18 protein-coding genes are annotated in these 20,100 nt (G+C 71.1%); 10 read left to right on the forward strand and 8 right to left on the reverse strand.

Annotation, left to right across the window (positions count from 1 at the left end):
* Window positions 1-64 precede the first annotated feature (64 nt).
* Entirely contained in the window at window positions 65-1,129 is a 1,065-nt protein-coding gene (locus tag JX005_RS02580) for an NADH:flavin oxidoreductase/NADH oxidase (RefSeq protein ID WP_214465826.1), read from the reverse strand.
* Between the two features lie 31 nt (window positions 1,130-1,160).
* Between JX005_RS02580 and JX005_RS02585 the strand changes: the two genes are divergently transcribed.
* The 4 genes from JX005_RS02585 to JX005_RS02600 all read left to right on the forward strand — a co-directional run bounded on the left by JX005_RS02585 (window position 1,161) and on the right by JX005_RS02600 (window position 4,106).
* A complete protein-coding gene (locus tag JX005_RS02585) occupies window positions 1,161-1,994 on the forward strand; it encodes an ADP-dependent NAD(P)H-hydrate dehydratase (protein ID WP_214465827.1) in 834 nt (277 codons plus the stop codon).
* Window positions 1,995-2,057: 63 nt separating this feature from the next.
* A complete protein-coding gene (locus tag JX005_RS02590; RefSeq protein ID WP_214465828.1) occupies window positions 2,058-3,278 on the forward strand; it encodes a glycosyltransferase 87 family protein in 1,221 nt (406 codons plus the stop codon).
* An 18-nt stretch (window positions 3,279-3,296) separates the two neighbouring features.
* Window positions 3,297-3,608, forward strand: a complete 312-nt coding sequence (locus JX005_RS02595; protein WP_214465829.1) for a thiamine-binding protein — start codon at window positions 3,297-3,299, stop codon at window positions 3,606-3,608.
* A 3-nt stretch (window positions 3,609-3,611) separates the two neighbouring features.
* The gene (locus JX005_RS02600) at window positions 3,612-4,106 is read left to right on the forward strand and encodes an NUDIX domain-containing protein (RefSeq protein WP_246533408.1); all 495 of its coding nucleotides are present in this window, start codon (window positions 3,612-3,614) and stop codon (window positions 4,104-4,106) included.
* A gap of 274 nt (window positions 4,107-4,380) precedes the next feature.
* Here the strand turns inward: JX005_RS02600 and metX are convergent, their stop codons facing one another.
* A complete protein-coding gene (metX, locus tag JX005_RS02605) occupies window positions 4,381-5,586 on the reverse strand; it encodes a homoserine O-acetyltransferase MetX (protein ID WP_214465830.1) in 1,206 nt (401 codons plus the stop codon).
* A 169-nt stretch (window positions 5,587-5,755) separates the two neighbouring features.
* Window positions 5,756-6,775 (reverse strand): DUF2332 domain-containing protein, encoded by a 1,020-nt coding sequence (locus JX005_RS02610; protein WP_214465831.1) that lies wholly within the window; start codon window positions 6,773-6,775, stop codon window positions 5,756-5,758.
* A gap of 59 nt (window positions 6,776-6,834) precedes the next feature.
* On the opposite strand from JX005_RS02610, the gene JX005_RS02615 reads away from it, so the two are divergent.
* A complete protein-coding gene (locus JX005_RS02615) occupies window positions 6,835-7,779 on the forward strand; it encodes a hypothetical protein (protein ID WP_214465832.1) in 945 nt (314 codons plus the stop codon).
* 69 nt (window positions 7,780-7,848) lie between these two features.
* On the opposite strand, the gene JX005_RS02620 is transcribed toward JX005_RS02615, so the two are convergent.
* Window positions 7,849-9,171, reverse strand: a complete 1,323-nt coding sequence (locus JX005_RS02620; RefSeq protein ID WP_214465833.1) for a bifunctional o-acetylhomoserine/o-acetylserine sulfhydrylase — start codon at window positions 9,169-9,171, stop codon at window positions 7,849-7,851.
* 158 nt (window positions 9,172-9,329) lie between these two features.
* On the opposite strand from JX005_RS02620, the gene JX005_RS02625 reads away from it, so the two are divergent.
* Window positions 9,330-10,121: an SDR family oxidoreductase gene (locus JX005_RS02625; RefSeq protein ID WP_214465834.1), complete on the forward strand. Its 792-nt coding sequence runs from the start codon at window positions 9,330-9,332 to the stop codon at window positions 10,119-10,121.
* Window positions 10,118-10,984, forward strand: a complete 867-nt coding sequence (locus JX005_RS02630) for an alanyl-tRNA editing protein (RefSeq protein WP_214465835.1) — start codon at window positions 10,118-10,120, stop codon at window positions 10,982-10,984. Before JX005_RS02625 ends, JX005_RS02630 begins: the two co-directional genes overlap by 4 nt.
* A gap of 24 nt (window positions 10,985-11,008) precedes the next feature.
* Here the strand turns inward: JX005_RS02630 and JX005_RS02635 are convergent, their stop codons facing one another.
* Window positions 11,009-12,499 (reverse strand): MFS transporter, encoded by a 1,491-nt coding sequence (locus tag JX005_RS02635; protein ID WP_307858479.1) that lies wholly within the window; start codon window positions 12,497-12,499, stop codon window positions 11,009-11,011.
* Between the two features lie 81 nt (window positions 12,500-12,580).
* Here JX005_RS02635 and JX005_RS02640 point away from each other — a divergent pair, with 81 nt between their 5' ends.
* The 3 genes from JX005_RS02640 (at window position 12,581) to JX005_RS02650 (ending at window position 18,101) form a co-directional block, all read left to right on the forward strand.
* Complete coding sequence (locus tag JX005_RS02640; RefSeq protein ID WP_214465836.1) at window positions 12,581-13,273, forward strand: uracil-DNA glycosylase; 693 nt, start codon at window positions 12,581-12,583, stop codon at window positions 13,271-13,273.
* A 15-nt stretch (window positions 13,274-13,288) separates the two neighbouring features.
* Window positions 13,289-13,906 carry a GNAT family N-acetyltransferase gene (locus tag JX005_RS02645; RefSeq protein ID WP_214465837.1) on the forward strand — a complete coding sequence of 206 codons (618 nt, stop codon included), beginning with the start codon at window positions 13,289-13,291 and terminating at the stop codon, window positions 13,904-13,906.
* Between the two features lie 82 nt (window positions 13,907-13,988).
* A complete protein-coding gene (locus tag JX005_RS02650; RefSeq protein ID WP_214465838.1) occupies window positions 13,989-18,101 on the forward strand; it encodes a CLIPPER-2 domain-containing protein in 4,113 nt (1,370 codons plus the stop codon).
* A 14-nt stretch (window positions 18,102-18,115) separates the two neighbouring features.
* On the opposite strand, the gene JX005_RS02655 is transcribed toward JX005_RS02650, so the two are convergent.
* The 3 genes from JX005_RS02655 to JX005_RS02665 all read right to left on the reverse strand — a co-directional run bounded on the left by JX005_RS02655 (window position 18,116) and on the right by JX005_RS02665 (window position 20,098).
* Window positions 18,116-18,430, reverse strand: coding sequence for a protealysin inhibitor emfourin (locus tag JX005_RS02655; protein ID WP_246533410.1), 315 nt, complete (start codon window positions 18,428-18,430; stop codon window positions 18,116-18,118).
* A gap of 121 nt (window positions 18,431-18,551) precedes the next feature.
* Window positions 18,552-19,625 carry a M4 family metallopeptidase gene (locus tag JX005_RS02660; RefSeq protein WP_214465839.1) on the reverse strand — a complete coding sequence of 358 codons (1,074 nt, stop codon included), beginning with the start codon at window positions 19,623-19,625 and terminating at the stop codon, window positions 18,552-18,554.
* A gap of 74 nt (window positions 19,626-19,699) precedes the next feature.
* The gene (locus JX005_RS02665) at window positions 19,700-20,098 is read right to left on the reverse strand and encodes a GlcG/HbpS family heme-binding protein (protein WP_214465840.1); all 399 of its coding nucleotides are present in this window, start codon (window positions 20,096-20,098) and stop codon (window positions 19,700-19,702) included.
* Between the last annotated feature and the right edge of the window lie 2 nt (window positions 20,099-20,100).

Raw genomic sequence — 20,100 nt, forward strand, 5'->3', positions numbered from 1 at the left:
AACGACCGGTGGCTGGGGTGCGTTTCGTCTCGCTCGCTCAACGGGGTGGGGCGACAGTGCGGTGTCACACGCGGGCGCGGAGGTACTGCTTCGGCCAGTAGTCGATGTCGGCGCCCAGCTCGGCGGCGGCGCGCAGGCCGTAGTGCGGGTCGCGCAGCCACTCGCGCCCGGCCATGACCGCCGTGGCCCGGCCGTCGGCGACGACCCGCTCCGCGTGGGCGGCGTCGTCGATCATGCCGACGGCGCTCACCGGCACCCCCGCCACGCGGGCGACGTGCGCCGCGAGGTCGACCTGGTAGCCGGGTCCGGGTGTGATCCGCTGGTGGGCGACGAGCCCGCCGCTGGAGATGTCGAACAGGTCGGCGCCGCGGTCGGCCGCCCAGCGGGCGACGGTCGCGGTCTGGTCGGCGTCCCAGCCGCCGTCGGCCCAGTCCGTGGCGGAGAAGCGCACGAGCAGGGCGACGCCGGGCGCGGCATCCGTCACCGCATCGATCACGCGCAGCAGGAGCCGCGCGCGGTTCTCGAGCGAGCCGCCGTACTCGTCGGTCCGGTCGTTCGACAGCGGCGAGAGGAACTGGTGCAGGAGGTATCCGTGCGCGGCATGGATCTCGAGCACCTCGAACCCGGCATCGACGGCGCGCGCCGCGGCGGCGGCGAAGTCGGCGACGACGCGGTCGATCCCGGCGGTGTCGAGCGCGACGGGCGCGGCGAAGCCCTCGAAGGCGATCGTCGAGGGGGCGACGGTCTGCCAGCCGCCCTCGGCGACCGGCACCGAGCCGCGGTGCCCGGAGAACGGCGACCACGTCGAGGCCTTGCGGCCCGCATGCGCCAGCTGCACGCCGGCGACGGCCCCACGCGCGCGCACGGCCGCGACGATGGCTTGCCAGGCGTCCCGCTGCTCGTCGGTCCACAGGCCGGTGTCCTCGGGCGAGATCCGGCCCTCCGGTGACACGGCGGTGGCCTCGGCGATCACGAGACCCGCTCCGCCCGACGCGAACTGCGCGAGGTGGGTGTGGTGCCACTCCTGCGGCACGCCGTCGACGGCGCTGTACTGGCACATCGGCGAGACCCACAGCCGGTTGCGCAGGGTGATGTCGCGCAGCGACAGGGGCGTGAAGAGGATGCTCATCCGGGGAAGACTCCGCGAGTAGGGTGGCGCCATGACACGGTCATGGACGATGGAGGACACGGCACGCGTCCTCCATAGGCCAACGGCCGCCGACGACAAGTATTCCCGAGGCGTGCTGGGGGTGCGCACGGGATCCGACGCGTACCCCGGCGCGGCCGTCCTCGGTGTCGAGGCGGCGTGGCGGACGGGGCTCGGCATGGTCCGGTACGTCGGTCCGGCGCGTCCGACCGCGCTCGTCCTCGCGCGGCGACCCGAGACGGTCGCGACCGACGGGCGGGTGCAGGCCTGGCTGATCGGCTCGGGAACGGATGCCGCGTCCCGCGCTTCCGGCGAGACCGAGGCGCTGCGCGCCATCCTGCACGACACCGACCCCGTGATCGTCGACGCGGGTGCCCTCGACCTCGCCGCCGATGCCACGGCTCCGCGCATCCTCACCCCGCACGACCGCGAGCACGCGCGACTGCGGACATCGCTCGGCCTCGCCCCCGCCGGGCACGACCGCGTCGCGTCGGCTGTCGAGACCGCGGAGGCGACCGGGGCAGTCGTGCTGCTGAAGGGATCGGCGACCATCGTCGCCGCGCCCGACGGAGCCGCCTTCGACGTGGCCGCGGGCACGCCCTGGCTCGCGACGGCGGGCACCGGCGACGTGCTGGGCGGCGTCATCGGGGCGCTTGTGGCCGGCGCGGTGGCAGGAGAGCGCCGAGCGGATGCCGCGTCGCTGGCCGCGCTCGCGGCCGCCGGCGCGTGGCTGCACGGCCACGCCGCACGCCAGGCGTCGGCGGAGCGGGGCGGCGGACCGATCACCGCGCTCGACGTGGCGGAGGCGCTGCCGCGGGTGGTCGCCGAGGTGCTCGACGCGGGATGAACCGCGTGCGGTCGACCACGCGGCGGTCGGAGTCTGCGGCGCGCGGCTGAATAGGATGGCACGGTGTCGAGGCGCGCCGAACTGTGGATCGCATTCGTGCTGGTCCACCTCGTCGTGGCCGTGCTCGGCTTCGTGCTGCCGAACAATCCGATGGGCGACGTCTCCCTCGTCTACGAGCCGTGGGCCCGTCACGCCGTCGAGGGCTCGTCGATCGTGGGCGTCACCGAGTCGTGGATCTACCCGCAGCTCGCGCTCGTTCCGATGGTCGTCGCGCTCGGCCTCGAGTGGATCGCCGGCTATGAGATCGCGTGGGCGCTGCTCGTGACGGCGGCGAACGCCCTCGCGTTCGCGCTTCTCGTCGGCCGAGGCCGATCGTCCGGTCGCGTGCATGCGGCGGCATTCTGGCTCGCCTTCCTCCTCCTGCTCGGCCCGGTCGGCATGTATCGCCTCGACGGCGTGACCGTGTCCCTCGCGGTCGCCGGCTGCCTGTGGCTCGTGGGGCGTCCCCTCCTCGCCTCGATGCTGCTGGCGGTCGGCACCTGGATGAAGGTGTGGCCGGCCGCGCTCCTGGCCGCCGCCGTGATCGCGGTGCGGCGCCGGCTGGTCGTGTTCGGCGGCGCGGTCATCGTGACCGTCCTCACCGTGCTCGCCGTCATCGGAGCGGGGGGCGGAGCCCATCTGCTCGGCTTCGTCGCGGGGCAGACCGGCCGAGGGCTCCAACTCGAAGCGCCGGTCACGGCCTGGTTCCTCTGGCAGGCCGTCGCCGGCGTCGATGGCGCTTTCGTCTATTACGACACCGAGATCCTGACCTTCCAGGTGACCGGACCGAACGTCGACCTCGTGATCGCCGCCATGACGCCGGTGCTGGCGCTCGCCGTTGTCGCGATTGCCGCGCTGGGCGCGGCCAGAGCCTGGCGAGGAGTGAGCTTCGCCGCGCTGTTCCCCCCGCTGAGCCTGGCCCTGGTGCTCGCGTTCATCGTCTTCAACAAAGTCGGCTCACCGCAGTTCCTCACGTGGCTCATCGCCCCCCTCGTCATCGGCCTCGTCATCGACCGCCGGCGGTGGGCGGCGCCCGCCGTGACGGGTCTGGCCGCCGCCCTTCTGACGCAGCTGGTCTACCCGGTCCTCTACGACCGGCTGATCCTCGCCGACGGCGTCGCGGCCGGGATCCTCACCGCCCGCAATGTACTCCTGGTCGCGCTGCTCGTGTGGGCGGTCGTCCGAGTGGCCCGCGTGCCTCGCCGGGTGCGCCCACGCACCCCTGTTCCGTCAACCACCCCCTGACAACCCCGGAGGTTCTCCATGCTCGTCGCCTTCTCCGTCGCTCCCAGCGGCACCGGCAACGCCGACGGCTCGGTGCACGACGCCGTCGCCGCGGCCGTACGCGTCGTCCGAGCCAGCGGCCTGCCGCATCGCACGACGTCGATGTTCACCGAGATCGAGGGAGAGTGGGACGCGGTGTTCGACGTCGTCCGGCGCGCAACCGAAGCCGTCCAGCCCTACGGCTCGCGGGTGTCGCTCGTGCTCAAGGCCGACATCCGACCCGGCTACAGCGGCGAGCTCGACGGCAAGATCGAGCGCCTCGAGGCGGCGATCGACGAACAGGGCGAATGACGGATGCCTGAGCCCACGCCCCACCCGCCCGGGATGCCGACTCCCGACCGTACGGCGCGGGCCCTCGCCGACGTCGTGGGCGAATCGCGGCCGCGCCGCCCGGACGATGCCTCGGATCCCGGCATCCCCGTCGCGGCCACCGTGGTCATCCTGCGCGACGCGCCCCGCGGCCTGGAGGTGCTGCTCATCGAGCGCCCCGACCGCGGATCGTTCGCGGGAGCGTGGGTGTTTCCCGGCGGCAAGCTGGAAGAGGCCGATCGCGCCGCCGACGGTGAGGCCGAGGAGGACACCGCCCGTCGCGCCGGGGTGCGCGAGACCCTCGAGGAGTGCGGGCTCGTGCTCGACGCCGACGCTCTCGTCACCCTTTCGTGCTGGGACCCGCCACCCGGCATCGCCCTGCGCATCCGCACCTGGTTCTTCACCGCCGAGGCACCGGCCGGCGAGCTCAGCCTCGCCGCCGACGAGGCGATCGCCGCCGAGTCGGGCGAGGGGAGCTGACCCTGTACCCGCCGACGTGGGTCACTCTGCACGACCTGGCGGACCACCCCGACGTCCCCTCCGTCCTGGCGGCCGCACGACTCGGCGGGATCCGGCGCTTCGAGACCGTCGCCCGCCGGGGCGCCGAAGGCCCGCTGCTGCTGTGGCACGGCGACGCCGAGTACGAAGCGGAGACAGGGGGCGAGGCATCCGCTGCTCGTCACCGTCTGGAGATCGGCGAGCTTCCCTGGCGTTACACGCGGGCCGACTGAACGACGCCGTCAGCCGGGTGCGGTCAGCCCTCGAGCAGCCGGCGGACGTGCGCGCCTACGGCGTGCGTCTCGATGAGGAAGCCGTCGTGGCCGAAGTCGCTCGCGAGCACGACCGAGCTGTCGCCGTCGAGGGTGCGGCGGATGCCTCGCGCGATGCGGTGCTGGCCGTCGATCGGGAAGAGGCGGTCGCTGTCGATGCCGAGCACGAGCGTTGTGGCGGTGACCCGCGCGAGGGCGTCGTCGACGCCGCCGCGGTCGCGACCGACGTCGTGCGAGTTCATCGCCTCGACGAGGGTGATGTACGAGTTGGCGTCGAAGCGCCGCGTGAACTTGTTGCCGTGGAAGTCGAGATAGGACTCCACGGTGAACCGGCCGCCGTGGCCGAGCGGGCTGACGCCCGACTGCCACGAGCGCTGGAACCTCTGGTTGAGCTCGGTCGGCGAGCGGTAGTTGAGCAGGGCCATGCGTCGCGCGAGGGCGAGTCCGCGGTTGGGGCCGTCGCCGTCGGCGGCGTCGTAGTACTCGCCGCCCTGGAAGCGGGGGTCGATGCGGATCGCCTCGAGCTGGACCGAGTTGAGGGCGATCTGGTCGGCGGTGTTGACGGGCGGCGCCGACAGGATGCCGACGCGCTCCACGCGGTCGGGCAGCCCGACCGCCCACTCGAGCGCATGCATGCCGCCCATCGATCCGCCGATCACCCCGGCCCACACGTCGATCCCCAGGGCGTCGGCCAGCCGCACCTGCGCGGCGACCTGGTCGCGGATCGTCAGGTACGGGAACCGGGACGCCCACTCGTAGCCGTCCGGGCCAATGCTCGCCGGACCCGTCGACCCCTGGCAGCCGCCGAGCATGTTCGGCGCGACGACGAACCAGCGGTCGGTGTCGATCGGAGCGCCGGGGCCGACGATCTCGTCCCACCAGCCGGTGGTGGGATGCCCCGCCCCGGCCGGACCGCGCACGTGGCTGTCGCCGGTCAACGCGTGGAGCACGAGCACCGCGTTGTCACGGGTCGCGTTGAGCTCGCCCCAGGTCTCATAGGCGAGGCGGTAGGCCGGGAGCTCGCGGCCCCCCTCCGTGCGGAAGGACCCGAACGCCGCGAAGTGGCGCTCGCCGACCGGATCGCCGTCGCGCCAGGCGCCGGTGGCGGGCGGGCGTCCGAGCAGCAGCCGGGCGTCGGCCTCCGTCACCGGTGCCGAGGGCACGGTGTCTTCGGAGGTCTGCCAGTCCATCCGTCTATTCTCCCGCTCGCCCCTGCCCGTAGGCCGAGTGTTACGGAGAGGCGGTCGTTGAGCGAGCGAAGCGAGACGAAACGCCCGCATCCGGCTGGGAGCACCGGGATCCGGTCGTTGAGCGAGCGAAGCGAGACGAAACGCCCGCACCCGACGGACTCGCTCCGCCTCACCGCCGGAACGGCGCCGTCTCGTACACCGCGCCGTGCTGCCCGGCCAGGGCGATCGGCCGCGCGTCCCACGTCTGCACGAAGCGGTGGTCGGTCGCCGTTCGCTGCGGCACCCGGGCGTCGATCTCCTCGAGCGTGCCCATCGTCTCGTTCGACAGCCACACCACCCGGCGGCCGATCGCGTCGCCGAGCCCGCCCATGATGTCGGCGAACCGGCGGCGCTGCGCCGCGTCGAGGTACAGCAGCACCGCGCTGTGGAACACGACCAGGGTGGCACCCGGGGGAGCGGCGGAGGCGACATCCGTCACCCGCTCCAGGAGGTCGCCGCGCACGATCTCGGGAGGATCGGATGCCGCGATCCCGGCGGCCGCACGCAGGCGGGCGACGCGGGCGTCGTGGTCGGGTCCGGGCCAGATGAGGTTCGCGAGCCAGTCGACGGCATCGGCATCGCCGACGTCGATGGGGTCGAGGTCGATCCCGCGCCGCCAGACCACGTCGGGATAGCGGGCGGGGACGGATGCCTCGTCGTCGACGGTGCAGGCCAGCACCACGTCGCTCGGCCCGTCCGGCGGGTCGATGCGCCCTCGGCCGGCGGGCGTGGCGTAATCGACGCTGTACCGGTCGGGGAACAGGCACAGCCCGGCGGCGGCCCCGACCTCCAGCAGGGCGACGGGCCCGTCGATGCGCGAGAGCGGCGGCAGCCAGGTCGCGCAGCGATTGGCCTCGTTCGTCTGCACCGTGCGGGCGGCGCCCGTCCCCACGATGCGGTCCCAGTGCTCCAGCAGCCACGGGCGCACCTCGTGGTACGGGCTCAGCGCCGCGCCCTCCCATCGCGCGGCGGCGAACATGAGGTTCGGCTGCTGCTTCGGCCGGGGGAGCGCCGCGAGCCGCGTGAGCACCTCGGGGTCGCGCGCGATGCCGAGCGCCCAGTCCTCGTACAGAGGGGAGGTGCCGTGCGCCCAGCGACGGCCGAAGTCGTCGTAGAAGGCCGCGATCTCATCGCGCCGATCGGTGCTCACCGCCCCACCCTACGAGCGCTCGGGTGACGGTGTCACCGGGCCGGTCTAGCATGCGTGGAATGGACGTCATCGAGTACCTCATGAGCGGCGACCCGGCGATTCGCTGGCAGGTGATGCGCGACCTCACCGATGCTCCCGCAGACGAGGTCGCAGCCGAGCGGGCCCGGGTGGCGACCGAAGGCTGGGGCGCCCGGATGCTCGCCGAGCAGGATGCAGACGGGCGGTGGGATGCCGGCACCTATCGGCCCGGGTGGGTCGACGAGGAGCGGCCGTTCTACGACGCCTGGACGGCGACCCACTTCTCCCTGCAGTCGCTGGCCGAGTACGGCGTCGACCCCGGTGCCGACGCGGTGCGCGCGGCTGTGCAGCGGGCGGCTGAGGGTGCCCGCTGGGAGTACAACGGCGCACCCTACTTCGAGGGCGAGATCGAGCCCTGCATCAACGGCATCGCGCTCACCGTCGGCGGGTACTTCCGGCGCGACGACGCCTCTCCGATCGCGGCGACACTTCTCGCCACGCAGCACGCCGACGGCGGGTGGAACTGCTGGGAGGAAGACACCGCCGCGCCGAGCTCCTTCCACTCCACGATCTGCGCCATCGAGGGGCTCTGGCAGTGGGGGGAGCACGCCGGTCACAGCGACGAGCTGCGGGAGAGCATGCTCCGCGGCGAGGAGTGGCTCCTCGAGCGCCGGCTCTTCCGGCGCAAGTCCGACGGCACCGTTCCCGACCCGCGCATGACCATGACGTCGGTTCCCGGGCGATGGTTCTACGACGTGCTCCGCGGGCTGGACCACTTCCGCCTCGCCCGGCCGGAGCGCGACGAGCGCTGCGCCGAGGCCGTCGAGCTGATCCGCGCGAAGCGGCTCGACAACGGCCTGTTCCCGTTCGAGAACCACCACGAGGGCCCGATGCTCTTCGCGATGGACGGCGAGCACGACGGGTTCCCGAGCCGCTGGGTCACGCTCCGCGCACTGCGCGTGCTGCGCTGGTGGGACGCCGCCTGAGGCCGAGCAGAAGAACAGCGGATGCCTCGGCCCACGTTGGCCGAGGCATCCGCTGATCTGGTTCCGAGGTCAGGCGCGCGCCGCCTCCGACACGCGGCGTGCCGACGCCAGGGCCTGCTCGAGGTCGGCCTTGAGGTCGTCGACGTTCTCGAGACCCACCGAGAGGCGCACCAGGCCGGGCGTGACACCGGCGGTGAGCTGCTGCTCGGGCGTGAGCTGCGAGTGCGTCGTGGACGCAGGGTGGATGACGAGCGAGCGCACGTCGCCGATGTTGGCGAGGTGGCTGAACAGGGAGAGCGAGTTCACGAACTCGCGGCCCGCCTCGACCCCGCCCTTGAGTTCGAACGACAGCACCGCGCCGACGCCCTTGGGGGCGTAGGTGTTGGCGGCGGCGTACCACGGCGAGGTCGGGAGGCCCGAGTAGTTGACCGACGCGACGTCGTCCTGGTTCTCGAGCCACTCCGCGATCTCCTGCGCGTTCTGCACGTGGCGCTCGATGCGCAGCGACAGGGTCTCGATGCCCTGGATCAGCAGCCAGGCGCTCTGGGGGGCGATCGCCGCACCGAGGTCGCGCAGCAGCTGCACGCGGGCCTTGATGATGTACGCGAGCCCGTCGCCGACCGCGGCTGTGTACGACGCGCCGTGGTACGACGGGTCGGGCACGGTGAGGCCCGGGAACTTGTCGACGTTCTTCGACCACTCGAAGCTGCCGCCGTCGACGATGACCCCGCCGATGACCGTGCCGTGGCCGCCGAGGAACTTCGTGGCGGAGTGGATGACGATGTCGGCGCCGTGTTCGAACGGCTTGATGAGGTACGGCGTGGCGATCGTGTTGTCGACGATGAGCGGGATGCCGTTCTCGTGCGCGACGTCGGCGACCGTGCGGATGTCGAGCACGTTGATCTTCGGGTTTCCGATGGTCTCGGCGAAGAAGAGCTTCGTGTTCGGGCGGACGGCGCGGCGCCACTCCTCGGGGTCGTCCTGGTTCTCGACGAACGTCGTCTCGATGCCGAGCTTCGCCAGCGTGTACTTGAAGAGGTTGTACGTGCCGCCGTAGATCGAGCTGGACGAGACGATGTGGTCGCCGGCCTCCGCGATGTTGAGCACCGCGAACGTCTCGGCGGCCTGGCCGCTCGCGACGAGGAGAGCACCGGTGCCGCCCTCGAGCGCGGCGAGGCGCTCCTCGACGACGGCCTGCGTCGGGTTCTGGATGCGCGTGTAGATGTTGCCGAACTCGGCCAGCGCGAAGAGGTTGGCCGCGTGGTCGGCATTGTCGAAGACGTACGACGTCGTCTGGTAGATCGGGGTGGCGCGGGCCTTGGTGACCGGATCCGGTGCGGCACCGGAATGGATCTGCTTGGTCTCGAAACGCCAGTTCTCGGGTGCGGACACGGCTTGCTCCTGCGGGTTCGGTGGCTGGGGGTGACGTCCCCCGACCCGATCGACAGTACGGAGGGCACCACCTTGTCAACAACGAGGGGGAAATGTGACGTAATCTCCGGGCGGCGTCGAGGGCGAACGGTGTGCGGCGGAGTGGGTACCGTGGAGGCATGACGACCAGACGTGCGGTGGTGACCGGAGCGAGTTCGGGTATCGGAGAGGCGACGGCGCGAGTGCTGCGCTCCCGGGGCTGGGATGTCGTCGCGGTCGCCCGCCGAGCCGATCGCCTCGAAGAGCTCGAGGCCGAAACCGGCGCGGTGGCGTTCGCCGCCGACCTCACCTCCGACGCCGACGTCAAGGCGCTCGCGGAGTTCCTGGCCGATTCCGGCCCTCTCCACTCGCTCGTGCACATCGCCGGCGGTGCCCGCGGCGCCGATCGGGTCGAGGACAGTCTCGTCGAGGACTGGCAGTGGATGTTCGACGTCAACGTGCTGTCGGCCCAGCGCCTGGTCACGGCGCTCCTCCCGCAGCTGCGGCGCGCGGCCGCCGATGACGGGTATGCCGACACGCTGTTCGTGACCTCCACGGCCGCGCAGACCGCCTACGCCGGCGGTGCCGGGTACAACGCCGCGAAGGCCGGCGAGGCGATGCTCGCCCACGCGCTGCGGCTCGAGCTGAACGGCGAACCCATCCGGGTCATCGAAGTCGCCCCGGGCATGGTGTACACCGAGGAGTTCACCGCCAACCGCCTCGGCGGCGACAAGGTGGCGGCGGAGCGCGTCTACGAGGGCGTCGTCGCCCCGCTCACCGCCGGTGACGTTGCAGACGTCATCGCGTACGCACTCGATGCGCCCGGCCACGTCAACCTCGACCTCATCACGATGCGCCCCGTCGCCCAGTCCGCGCAGCACCTGCTCGCACGCGGCCCGCTGCGCCCCCGCGGCGAGGGCGGCCTCGCGTGATCCCGGCCACCGGGACGACGATCACCTATTCGTCGGGCGCGACAGCCTCCACGGGCACCGTCGTCCACGTCGCCGACGTCGGAGACGGGCGCACGGCCGTCGTGGTCGACACGACCGCATTCCACCCCGCCGACACGGCGTGGCCCGATCAGCCGGCCGACCGCGGTTCGCTGCGCTTCGGCGAGGCGACGCTCCCGATCGTCGACGCTGTCGTGGGTGCGACCCAGGGCGACGGGCTCGTCCTCGGTCCGGATGTCCCCGTGCGCACCGGCACCGACGGCTGGACCTTCGTGGTCGCGCACATCGTGGCCGGCGCCGGCATCGCCGAGGGCGACACGGTGGAGATCGAAGCGGATGCCGCGTACCGCGCCGCCCTCTCGGCGGGGCACACCGCCTGCCACCTCGCCTCCCTCGCGCTCGACGCCGCCCTGGCCGACGCGTGGCGCAAGCAGGCGCCCGCCGATGCTCTCGGCGCTCCGGCTTTCGACGCCCTGGCGATCCAGGAGTCGCGGATCCTTGCGGACGGGTCGCGCGACGTCTACCGCATCGGCAAGTCGCTGCGTCGGAAGGGCTTCGATCCGGCGGCCCTCGACGACCTGCCCGACCTCGCTGTGCGCGTGAACACCACGCTGGCGGAGTGGATCTCCGCCGGCGGCGCGGTGCGCATCGAGTCAAACGGCCCGCAGCTCGCCGACCGCCGCACCTGGGTGTGCGAGCTTCCCGCAGCGGAGGTGCGGATCCCGTGCGGCGGGACGCACGTCTCGTCCCTGTCCGAGCTGGCTTCCGCGACCGTGTCGCTCGAGTCCGTGCCCGTCGAAGGCGGCTTCCAGGTCGTCATGACGACCACCGCCGTCCGGCGCTGACGCCGCGTTGACGCCGCGCGGGCGTCAGATGATCTGCGCCTCGCCGGCGACGGCCTCGACCTCCTCCGGAAGGGTGTCGGCGAACGCGACCTTGGGGACGAAGAAGAGCAGCACGGCAGCGAGGAATCCGCCCGCGGCACAGATCGACCAGACGGCGAGATAGCCGCCGAGCGACGCCGCGGTCTCGCTCGCCACGACGCCCGCCCCCGCCGCCAGGACCACGCCGAAGATCGCGGAGGCGAAGGTGCCGCCGATCGTCTTGGTCGTGTTCGTGAGCGCCGAGGCGATGCCGGTCTGACCGTGGGGCGCGGCCGCCGCTGCCGCGGCCGGGAGCGCGCCGACGAGCGCGCCCGAGCCGATGCCGGCGATCGAGAGGTTGAGGAGCACCTGCCACAGCTCGACATGGAAGGGGATGAACAGCGCGTAGCCGATGCCGACGAGCGCCGACGCGACGATGAGGATCGCGCGGGGATTCGCGCGGCGCGAGGTCACCGCGAACAGCATCGCGCCGACGATGAGCGAGACGAGGTACAGCCCGATCACGTACGAGCGCGCTTCGGCATCGAGCCCGAGGCCGTAGCCCAGCGACGAGTCGGTGCCGGCGTAGGTCGACAGCGGCCCCTGGGCACCCAGGAGGCTGATCCCGACGAGGAACGCCGTCGCCTGCACCGGCCACATCTCGGGCCGGCGCAGCACGCGGATGTCGATGGCGGGGTCGGACTGCCGCTGCTCGAACAGCACGAAGACCACGAACGCCACCACGCCGAGCGCCAGCAGCAGCCAGACCAACGCGGATCCGGCCCCGTTGAGGCGCAGGAAGGTGAGCGAGCTGGTGACCAGCAGCAGACCGAGCGCGAGGATGACGAAGCCCCACGTGTCGAGGCGTCGGCCGCGCACGGGCTCGGACTCGGGCACCGCGAGCCAGATCACCAGGCAGACGAGCGTCACGGCGATCGCCGGCACCGTGAGCGTGAGGGTCAGATCGCCGGTCGCCGTGAAGATGCGCCCTGCCGCCAGCGCGCCGATGATCGCACCGGCCTCGAGCCCGACGACCAGGAGCCCGGCCGCCCGGCGCGTCATGGAGACGCCTCGGTTCTGCCGCCTGCCCCTCTCGAAGATGAGCGCGATCTCGAGGGGCAGCCATACGACGTAGAAGCCCTGCAGCGCCCACGCGATCAGGAAGCTCCAGAAGTCGCCGGCGAAGGCCAGCCACCAGCTGGCCCCGGCCGTGAGGATCGCAGCGATCAGCAGGATCCGCTTGTGCCCGTACATGTCGCCGAGCTTGGCGAGCACCGGCACGACGAGCGCCGACAGCAGCAGCTGCGCGGCCTCGAACCAGTTCACGTCGGAGTCGTGGATGCCCAGCTGGTCCACGATGTCGCTGAACAGGGGCACGTAATAGCCCTGGAGGATCCCGCTGGTGACCTCGACGAGGACGAACCAGCCGATGAGGCCTGCGGTGATGCCGAGGGCGGAGCCGCGCAGACGGTCGGCGGCGGAGGAGGCTCGGGACACGAGGGCGAGACTACTCTCACGGCGCGCCTACTCTGGGACGGTGTGGATGACGACTCTCCCGGCCCGGCGCGGAGGCGCTCCGTGGCGATGACACTGCCCCAGCTCGCGGACGCCGGACTCCTTGATCCGGGGTGGGCCGACGCCCTCGCTCCGGTCGCGCCCGACATCTCGGCTCTCGGCGAGCGACTGCGCGCCGAGGTGACCGCCGGTCGCTCCTACCTGCCCGCGGGGGACCGCGTGCTGCGGGCTTTCGAGCGCCCGCTGGCCGACGTGCGGGTGCTGATCGTCGGCCAGGACCCGTACCCCACCCCCGGGCATCCGATCGGGCTGTCGTTCGCCGTCGACCGGCACGTCCGCCCGCTTCCCCGCAGCTTGTCGAACATCTATCAGGAGCTCGAGGCCGACCTCGGCATCCCGCGCGCCGCCCACGGCGACCTGTCGGCGTGGAGCGACCAGGGCGTCATGCTGCTCAACCGCGTGCTCACCGTCGCGCCGGGGCAGCCAGCATCCCACCGCGGCTGGGGCTGGGAGAAGGTCACCGAGCACGCCATCCGCACGCTGGTCGAGCGGGACGGTCCGCTCGTCGCGATCCTCTGGGGGAGGGATGCCGCGAACCTGCGCCCACTGCTCGGTTCGACGCCGATCGTCGAGTCCGCGCACCCCTCGCCGCTCTCCGCCAGCAGAGGGTTTTTCGGCTCTCGCCCGTTCTCTCGCGCGAACGCCCTGCTCGAGGAGCAGGGGGGTCGGGCGGTCGACTGGGCACTGCCGGCCTGAGCGTAGGCTGTCGGAATGCTCGAGGAGGAATACGATCGCGACCGGCGCCGGCTGCCGCGTCATCTGCGTCGTCGCCCCGAGCCGGAGCATCCCTTCTCGTTCGAGATCCGGCCCGTCGCCGAGCGCGACATCCCCGACATCCGCGAGATCTACAACTACTACGTGACGAACTCGGTCGTGACGTTCGACGAGAAGAAGTGGTCGATCGCGCAGTGGCGCGAGAAGCTCGCCCACCTCCGCAAGCTCGGCCTGCCGTTCCTCGTCGCCGAGTCGCCCACGGGGCAGATCCTCGGGTATGCCCTCGTGCAGCCGATGTCGAGCAAGTCCGCGTACCGCTACTCCGTCGAGAACTCCATCTATCTCGGGCAGGCTGCGACGGGCAAGGGACTCGGCAAGGCGCTGCTGATCGCGCTCATCGCCGCATGCGAGGAGAAGGGCATCCGGCAGATGGTGGCCGTGATCAGCGACAAGGGCGCCGAGGGATCGGTCGCGCTGCACGAGAAGCTCGGATTCGTGGAGGTGGGTCGCATGGGCCGGGTCGGCTTCAAGTTCGGCCGCTGGCTCGGCACGATCTACCTGCAGAAGGAACTGACCCCGGTGAAGAAGCAGAAGAAGGGCCTCTTCACCCGCTGAGCGCGGCGACTCCCAGACCCTCTGTGGCGAACGCGTCCGCTATGGCAGAGTGAGTCCCGTTCGGAGTGGCGAGGAGTTCTCGATGAAGAGAACGGCTGTTGCGGTGGTGACCTGTGCACTGATCATCGGGTGTGCTGTGGGCGTCGCGGCGCCCGCGTCCGCCGCGGAGCCCGACGAGAACCCCTCAATTCCGCGCCAGTGCGGGCTCGGCATGACCCTCGTTCTCGACGCGTCCGGCTCGGTGCAGTCCTCGAACGCCGTCGGTTCCGTCCGTTCGGCGGCCGATGCCTTCCTCGATGCCTTCCGCGACACCGGTTCGTCGGCGCGCGTGCTTCAGTTCGCGACGTTCTCCGAGGAGCTCGCCGAGCGCACGATCGTCGACAGTGCGAGCCTTGCCGATGGCGGCGGGCTGTCGAATGCGGTGGCCGGATATTACAACCCGATCCCGCCGCGTCCGTCGAATGCGGTGATCCACCGGTTCAACGGTGGCAGCATCACATCGCAGGGAAGCTACACGACCTCGAACACGAGCAATCAGTACACCAACTGGCAGCAGGTGCTCAGCGACACGGCGTCCGACGCCGGCGACTACGTCATCTTCATCACCGACGGGGATCCGACCGCGTACGACTTCGGCCAAGCCGGCGACCCGTTCCCCGCCCCCGACGTCGCGGTCGGCACCGACCGCACGGCGGCCTCCAGCGCGGAGACCCTCGATCGTGCTGTGACGAGCGCGAACGAGGTGAAGTCGGCGGGCGCCCGCGTACTCGCGCTCGGAGTAGGGGAGGCGCTGCAGAACGCCGACAGTGTCGAGCGGCTCACCCAGGTATCGGGGCCGGAGGTCGTCGATGACATGGCCGACTTCGACGTCGAGACGACCGATGTCGCACTGGTCCGTGACTTCGAAGAGCTGGCTGATGCCGTTCGGTCGCTCGTCCTCGATCTATGCTCGCCGTCGCTGACGATCCGCAAGCTCGCGCAGTCTGCGGACGACGCGTCCTACCTGCCGGCGCCCGGATGGGACATGACCGTCACGCCCACGGTCTCGGCCGGAACGTTCGACTGGGTGCTGCCCGCCGGCGCCATCGGGGCGTCATCGACGGTGACGACGAACACCGACGGCTTTGCGCAATTCCAGTGGGAGCCCGATCCGGATGGGGCGCTCAGTGACGCCGAGGTGGTGGAGGCGTTGGAGCCTGGCTTCACTCCGGGGCGTCCCGGACCTGACAACGACTTCCGGTGCAGCTTCCGTGATGCCGAGGGAGGACTCCGCGTCGAACAGGGAGAGCTCGATGCGGTCGGCGCTTCAGCGAGCTTCTCACTCACCGGCATCTCCGCCGAGATCGGCACGTGCACCGTCTACAACTCCTTCGACTACCAGCCGGAGATCGCGCTGCAGAAGGTCAACTCGCCCACGGCTGTGCGCGGCGACCTGAACCCGGGTGCCATCGTCACGTCCAGCTACGCCGCGACGAACCCGGGGAACACCCCGCTCGCGCAGGTTCAGGTCGTCGACGACAAGTGCGACGACCTCACTGCGGTGCTGGCGCCCGGCGCCGGCACGAACATCGGCGATGTCGACGAGAACTCGCTCCTCGACCCCGGAGAGGAATGGCTGTTCACGTGCCAGCGTGCGGTGACGGTCTCGAGAGGGGCACTGGGCGCCCACACCCTCATCAACACCGCGACGGTGACGGGCCTCGACCCGGCCGGCGGTCTCCAGATCGCGACGGCCACCGACGACGTCGACCTCTACATTCCGGAGATCGACCTCGAGAAGCTGGTGAACGGCGCTGACGAGGTCACGGTCGTTCCTGGGTCGACGGTCACGTATACGTACCGCGCGGAGAACGTCGGAGAGACGGACCTGACCGGCATCACCCTCGTCGACGACACGCCGCCGTGTGAGGCGCCGGTCCGCGGCGCCGATGACCCGGGCGATGGTGATGACATCCTGGCGGTCGGCGAAGCGTGGACGTGGTCGTGCCAGGCGGCCGTTTCCGCGTCGGTCATCAACCTCGCGACGGTCGTCGGAACCCCGCTGGACCCCTCGACGGGAGCACCCTTCCCGGCCCCGAACCCGCCGGTGTCAGCCGTCGACGACGCTTCGGTCGATGTCACCACGCCGGACCTCGTCCTCGTGAAGAGCGTCGATCAGGAGCTCGTCTTCCCGGGAACCACGGTGAACTACTCCTACGTCGCAACCAACACCAGTGTCAGTCCGGCGGTCGACCTCCGCAACGACACCGGCACGGCCGGATGGCTCACCGACGACAGCTGCCCGGACGTGACTCAGACGATCGCGGACGGATTCAATGTCGGCGACGTCAACGCGGACGGGCTCATGAACGCCGGCGAAGCGTGGCGGTTCAGCTGCGCGATGCCGATCTTGGAGACGACCGTGAACACGGCCGAGATCGTCGCCCAGCCCGTGATCGGAGGGGTCGAGGCAGGGGACGAACTGGTGCGCACCGATCAAGCGCTCGTCGAGGTGATCACTCCGAGCATCGATCTGCAAAAGCTCGCCGTGCGAGGTGTCGTCCTCGATCCCGACGCGAACCCGGTCGAGGGACCCGACGTACCCGACGTCCGCCCCGCCGTCTACCTCTACGCCGCCCGCAACACCGGCCAGACGCCGCTGGCGGCGGTGGCGCTCGGGGACGACAGGTGTGCTCCCGTCACTCTGCTCGAAGGCGATGACGGCGGCGACGCCATCATGTCGATCGGTGAGACGTGGGTGTACGAGTGCGCGACGACATTGGACCGCGAGCAGGGCTCGCCTCCACCGACCGGCGCCGAGTCCGCGCTCGTCACCAACACCGCGGGCGTCACCGCGACGCCCTTCCTGCCGACCGACCCGGCGACGGTCGGCGCGCAGGTCTCGACGACCGACGTGGCACAGGTCCTGGTGACCGAGCCCTCCCTCACGCTGACCAAGACGGCATCGGCCGCGGTGGTGCGCCCGGGCGACACCGTCACGTACACATTCGCGGTCACCAACTCCGGGGACGTCGGACTCGATCCCATCGCGGTCACCGACGACAAGTGCACGGACATCAGCTACACCGGGGGCGATGTACGAGAGAACGGGCTCATCGACGGCGCGAACTCGGTGGACGGCGTGATTCTCACCGAGCCGGAGACATGGACCTACCGGTGCTCGAGGATCGTCGAAACGCCGGCCGAAGGCGGGACCGCGGACGTGAACGTGGCCAGCGTCAGCGCCTTCGGCGCTCTTGGCAACGTGTACGCCGCGACCGACTCCGCCACTGTGCGCGTCATCGATCCCGACATCAGCCTGGAGAAGTCCGTCAGCGAGGTCCTCGTTCCCGTCGGCACCGTCGTGGACTACACCTTCCGCGTGAGCAACGCCGGTCGAAGCGCGGTGGCGGCGGACGATGTGCTCGCCGAAATCGCGCTGAGCGACGTGACTCAGCCGTCCAATCCGTCATGCCAGCAGCCCGCGTACGTCAGCGGCGACGATGACGGCGATGGACTGCTCGACCGTGATCCCGCGGAAGTGTGGCTCTACACCTGCTCGGGCGCGATCGACGAGCGCACCGTCGACGTCGCGGGAGTGACGGGGATCGGCGGCACGACCTTCGGCCTCGAGATCCCCGTGTTCGACGTCGCGGCGCAGGTCGTGCAGCCCTTCCACCCGGCGCTGACGGTCGAGAAGACGGCCTCACCGACCCAGCTCGTGACGCCCGGCGGCGACGTCACCTACAGCTACGTCGTGCGCAATACCGGCGATGTCCCGCTCGCCGGCGTCGCCGAGACGATCGAGGACGACACGTGCGGTCCGGTCGAGTACGTGTCGGGCGACCTCGACGAGGACGGCCTGCTCGACACGCCGCGGAGCATCTTCGAGGACGCCGCCGATGAGACCTGGGTGTTCACCTGCACCGTCTTCGTCGATGAAGACACCGTGAACACCGTCGTCGTCACCGGAACTCCGGTGGATGCGGGTGGGACACTGCTGTGCGGTCCCGGCAACGCGCGGCAGCTCGGGCGCACCCTGGCTTCGTGCGACGTCGACGCGACCGCCACGGCGAATGTCACCGTGACAGCAGTGCTGCCGTTGCCGCCGACGGGCGCCGCGGTCCCCTGGATCGCTGTGTGGCTCGCAACCGGAACGCTGCTCGGCGGTTCGCTGCTGGTTTGGCGCGCGCGGCGCCATACGACGCGCCTCTGACGCGGTACTCGGGCTCAGCGCCGCGGCGGTGACGGTGCGGCCGCCTCTTTGACCGCGTCGATGAGCTCTCGCCACGGCCCGTGCACGTCGGACTCGGCGAGCTCTGCCTCGCGTGAGCGCTCGCCGCAGCGCGCGTCGAGCGTCCACAGGAACCGGTCGGCGCCCGCCTCCACGCGGACGACAGCCGCCGCGTCCCACGGGCACTCCTCGATGAGCGTCCGCCACCGGGATGCTTCGGACTCGCCTGCCTCCGCTTTCCACCTGCGCGCCATTCCGGCGAAGCCGCCGGATCGGGTCACCGTGACGGAGACGACGGGGAAGGACGGCATCCCGTCATCGTCGACAGGCCGGGCTGCTCCTCCGCCGCCATCGGCCGGAGGCTCGGGCGACGGGCCGGGGGACGGGTTCGGCCGCGGTGAGGGTGACGGCGCGGCAGCGTCGGCTGCGGCGTCAGGCAGCGGTCTCTGCGACTCGGGCATCGTCGATCACGCCGACGCTCGTCCAGGCGGCCCGGACGGCGGCGACCTCCTCCGACTCCTCACCGTACTCCGCGGCGGCGGCGGCCAGGGTGGCGTGCGCGAACGTCGAGAAGTCGGCCGTCGACGGGAGGGCCCCCGTGATGGTGCGGTACCAGATCACACCGGCGCGTTCCCATGCATTGCCGCCCAGCGCGGTGGCGACGAGGTAGAAGGCGTGGTTCGGGATGCCGGAGTTGATGTGCACTCCGCCGTTGTCGTCGCGCGTCACGATGAAGTCGCGCATGTGCGCGGGTTGAGGGTCTCGTCCGAGCACGTCGTCGTCGTACGCCGTGCCCGGCGCAGCGAGCGAGCGCAGAGCGGTGCCTTCGACGGCGTCGGTGAAGATGCCCTCGCCGATCAGCCACGACGCCTGATCGGCGGTCTGTCCGAGGTGATGCTGCTCGGCGAGGGCGCCGAAGACGTCGGCGACCGACTCGTTGAGCGCGCCAGACTGGCCCTGGTACACGAGCCCGCCCTCGTCTTCGATCACCCCGTGCGCGAGTTCGTGCGCGATGACGGTGAGCGAGCCGGTGAATCCCGAGAAGATCTCGCCGTCACCGTCGCCGAACACCATGCGCTCGCCGTTCCAGAAGGCGTTGTCGTAGTCCTGGCCGTAGTGCACCGTCGACAGCAGCGCGCCGCCCGAGCCGTCAAGGCCGTCGCGCGAGAAGGCGTCCCAGAGGAAGTCGAACGTCGCACCGAGCCCGTCGAACGCCTGGTCGACGGCGGTGTCGCCGGTGGCGGGGTCGTCTTCGCCGCGTACCCGCACGCCCGGGAGCTGCTCCTTCTGCTGTGCGTCGGAGACCTCGCGGTCGGGGGCGGGCGTCCGCTCGGCGACCAGGGTTCCGCCCTCCTCGATCGACAGGCGCAGCCTCGAGCGCACCGGACGATACTCTCGCGGCGCCGCCAGCGTGGAGCGCGCGGCCTCGGCAGCCTTGGCCCACGTGGGCTCCTGCACGGCGGCGATGCGGGCGAGCAGATACGGGGGAACGATCGCGTGGGCCATGGACAGAGGCTAGCCGCGACCCCCGACGGTGGACGGATGCCGCCACCGCGCGTCCGCGCGGCGAGGGATTCGCGTCAGAAGGCGGCCGCGCCGGCCTCCGCGACGGTCTGGTCCTGTTCGCCCGAACCGCCGCTCACGCCCACGGCGCCCACGACAGCGCCGTCGCGCGAGAGCGGCACACCGCCCGCGAAGATCGCCACCTTGCCCCCATTCGTGGCGTGGATGCCGTAGAACTGCTGGTTCGGCTGCGAGTTCTCGCCGAGCGCCTTCGTCTCGATGTCGAACGCCTTGGACGTCCAGGCCTTGTTGATCGAGATGTTGACGCTGCCGATCCAGGCGCCGTCCTGGCGGACGTGGGCGACGAGGTTGCCGCCCGCGTCCACGACGGCGATGTTCATCGGCTGGCCGACCTCGTCGGCGCGCTTCTCGGCGGCGGCGATGACACGGCGGGCGTCTTCGAGGGTGACGGACATGG

The sequence above is a fragment of the Microbacterium flavescens genome (genome assembly GCF_018588945.1).
Lineage (GTDB): Bacteria > Actinomycetota > Actinomycetes > Actinomycetales > Microbacteriaceae > Microbacterium > Microbacterium flavescens.

Coding starts and splice junctions, on each gene's coding strand:
- JX005_RS02580 (WP_214465826.1), bottom strand. CDS start 1,129: ATGAGCATCCTCTTCACGCCCCTGTCGCTGCGCGACATCACCCTGCGC.
- JX005_RS02585 (WP_214465827.1), top strand. CDS start 1,161: ATGACACGGTCATGGACGATGGAGGACACGGCACGCGTCCTCCATAGG.
- JX005_RS02595 (WP_214465829.1), top strand. CDS start 3,297: ATGCTCGTCGCCTTCTCCGTCGCTCCCAGCGGCACCGGCAACGCCGAC.
- JX005_RS02600 (WP_246533408.1), top strand. CDS start 3,612: ATGCCTGAGCCCACGCCCCACCCGCCCGGGATGCCGACTCCCGACCGT.
- metX (WP_214465830.1), bottom strand. CDS start 5,586: ATGGACTGGCAGACCTCCGAAGACACCGTGCCCTCGGCACCGGTGACG.
- JX005_RS02615 (WP_214465832.1), top strand. CDS start 6,835: ATGGACGTCATCGAGTACCTCATGAGCGGCGACCCGGCGATTCGCTGG.
- JX005_RS02625 (WP_214465834.1), top strand. CDS start 9,330: ATGACGACCAGACGTGCGGTGGTGACCGGAGCGAGTTCGGGTATCGGA.
- JX005_RS02645 (WP_214465837.1), top strand. CDS start 13,289: ATGCTCGAGGAGGAATACGATCGCGACCGGCGCCGGCTGCCGCGTCAT.
- JX005_RS02650 (WP_214465838.1), top strand. CDS start 13,989: ATGAAGAGAACGGCTGTTGCGGTGGTGACCTGTGCACTGATCATCGGG.
- JX005_RS02655 (WP_246533410.1), bottom strand. CDS start 18,430: ATGCCGTCCTTCCCCGTCGTCTCCGTCACGGTGACCCGATCCGGCGGC.
- JX005_RS02660 (WP_214465839.1), bottom strand. CDS start 19,625: ATGGCCCACGCGATCGTTCCCCCGTATCTGCTCGCCCGCATCGCCGCC.
- JX005_RS02665 (WP_214465840.1), bottom strand. CDS start 20,098: ATGTCCGTCACCCTCGAAGACGCCCGCCGTGTCATCGCCGCCGCCGAG.